Raw genomic sequence first — 2,201 nt, forward strand, 5'->3', positions numbered from 1 at the left:
CGTTGTTTTTCGCTTTAAGATTAACTTGTCAAAAGGTGATCGTCCTCAGCACCCCCAAAATAAAACCTTGATTGAGTGACGAGCACTCGATCAAGGTTCACTTCTTTTGTACCGTTTAATGCTTAATAATCTGATATGAAATTGCTCGTGCCCCTACGTAGCAACCAAAATCTTCCGGGTAATCTTCCGGAGTAAACTTGAAGATATGATACCCTTGCTGAACATGGAATCTTTTGTTCAGCAATATAGCTGCCTCTCCTTCAAGCAATAACAATGCAGTCTTGGATGTATCAGTTTTCCATTCGATTGGTAAAGATACAAAAGAAATATCTTCAAAATGAATTTCAAGATCATGAGGGTTAGATATATCGATGCTGCCAATGACGGTTAATTTATTCCTAATGTATTGGATTACCTCAAAATCAAGCCACATCTGTTGCTGTATAAATGAATTGATTTCAGCCATTATTGTTTTAATACTTACAATATCCATTTTTACTCCCCTTCCCTATGGAAGCTGAATATGAGTATCTCTTGCAGCTTGGTCACTAAAGGATGGGTTTTGAGGTTTTAATGTGCTGGTATGATGCCATTTCCCGGATTGATCCATATACTCCCATCCGTATCCTTGACCATTTGCATCTATTCCTTGTTGTCTTCTGGATACTCGATAAATACTGCCATCTTTGCCATACTGCGATTCTGCCGGATGTATCCTCACCTCATAATCAAAGCCATTTTCAGACCACTTCTGCTTAAAGTTACTTGGCGCTTTGTCCAGCCCTTGTTTCTTTAGAGCTTCATTAAGAAAATCTTTAGGATTGGTAGATGTAGTTAACTTGGAAGCACTAGCCGGCCCCTTAGCAGCATTCCGCATAGCCTGAAATGCTTGAACCTCTTTAACAGCCTGCCCTGCCGCCCGTGCAGCCCCAATGACAGTACCTATGTCTGCTATCAGTTCTGCTGCTTTTCGGCCTTGTTCCTCCGGATCGGTGGTGTTCATCATGTCGACATAGCGATTTTTCCAGTCTTTTACGGTGACTTCGTACACGTTGCCGACGGTGTCTACTACTTTTTGATGTAGCAGGTAGTCTAGCTGCTCCGGAATACTGCCGATGAGTTCGTCAAGTTGTTGCGGGGTCAGATTTCTTAGGGTTTCTACGGGTTCGTCTATTTTGTTTTTCAACCCTTTGGCAAAACCAAGAGCAAATTGCTTATTAGTCGTGACCGGAGAGCGTTCCAATTTGGGGTCATAGATAAATTCGCCGCTTTTAACTTTACTGGTTAGTTCATATTGAGATACCTTGCTTTGTTGCTCACGCGCTTTTGCCGACCATCTTTTTATAATTTCTACTTTTTTGGCTTCGGCTTCTTCGGGTGTGATCTTTCCTTCTTCGAGGGCTTTTTGGAGATCGGCTAATTCTTGATTATATAGGCGATATTGTTCATGGGTTAAATAATTGTTCTTCGTTCCACTCGCTGCCGCAGAAGCTCCTGCCTGCGCATTACTGCCAACTACTTTAGCGGCTGCTCCTCCGACTACGGCACTCGCCCACTGATGCAATGCAGGGTCTTTAATCTTCGTCAGTTGCCCTTGCAGGACTTCATTGAAACCTGCGCCTATTGCCCCGGATGCAAAGCTGCTCCCACCAAAGTCGGACATGATTCCGCCTACGGCTGAATGGAGCGCTACCTTATAAACCCCACCTTCATCCCAGGCTCGCATTCTCGCTTCTGCTTCTGCCTTGGCAGCAGAGCCCGGGGCGGCTTTGGCAGCGTCTTCCGCCGCTTTTTTATGCTGCTCTGCTGCTAAATCGCCTACTAGTTTAAAGGCTTCTTCTCCAAACATTTTCGACAGTTCCTGTTTTTCTTGAACCGTCTTTTTGTCAAAGATTTCATCCAGCTTATTTAAGGCGTTCTCGGTATCGCGGCTCAATTTGCTAATATCGTCTTTCTGATTGGCCTGATCTTTAATCTCAATCGTACCTTGAGCAACAGCCGCTTTCGTGGTGCTGGCTGCATCACCCGATGCCGGCACTCCCAGATTCGGAGTAAGGCCTTTGTCCTTATCCTGTACATCTTTGCCGATTGCATAGTTTACTCCCAGGCTGTCAGCTTCATATTCAGCTTTGTTCTCTATATCCGACCATGTCAACGTTCCGGTAGAGAGCTTGTTCTGATCGGTTTCACTGCCAATAACC

The 2,201-nt window shown here is 44.6% G+C and carries 1 protein-coding gene and 1 pseudogene; both read right to left on the reverse strand.

Features of this window, described 5'->3' with window-relative positions:
• Positions 1-115: 115 nt before the first annotated feature.
• The gene (locus tag ALO_RS15690; protein ID WP_004097726.1) at positions 116-493 is read right to left on the reverse strand and encodes a hypothetical protein; all 378 of its coding nucleotides are present in this window, start codon (positions 491-493) and stop codon (positions 116-118) included.
• A gap of 15 nt (positions 494-508) precedes the next feature.
• Positions 509-2,201: pseudogene (locus tag ALO_RS22720) on the reverse strand (hypothetical protein); the annotation flags it as partial.

Origin of the sequence: Acetonema longum DSM 6540 (genome assembly GCF_000219125.1) — a bacterium.
Classification (GTDB): Bacteria; Bacillota; Negativicutes; order Sporomusales; family Acetonemataceae; genus Acetonema; species Acetonema longum.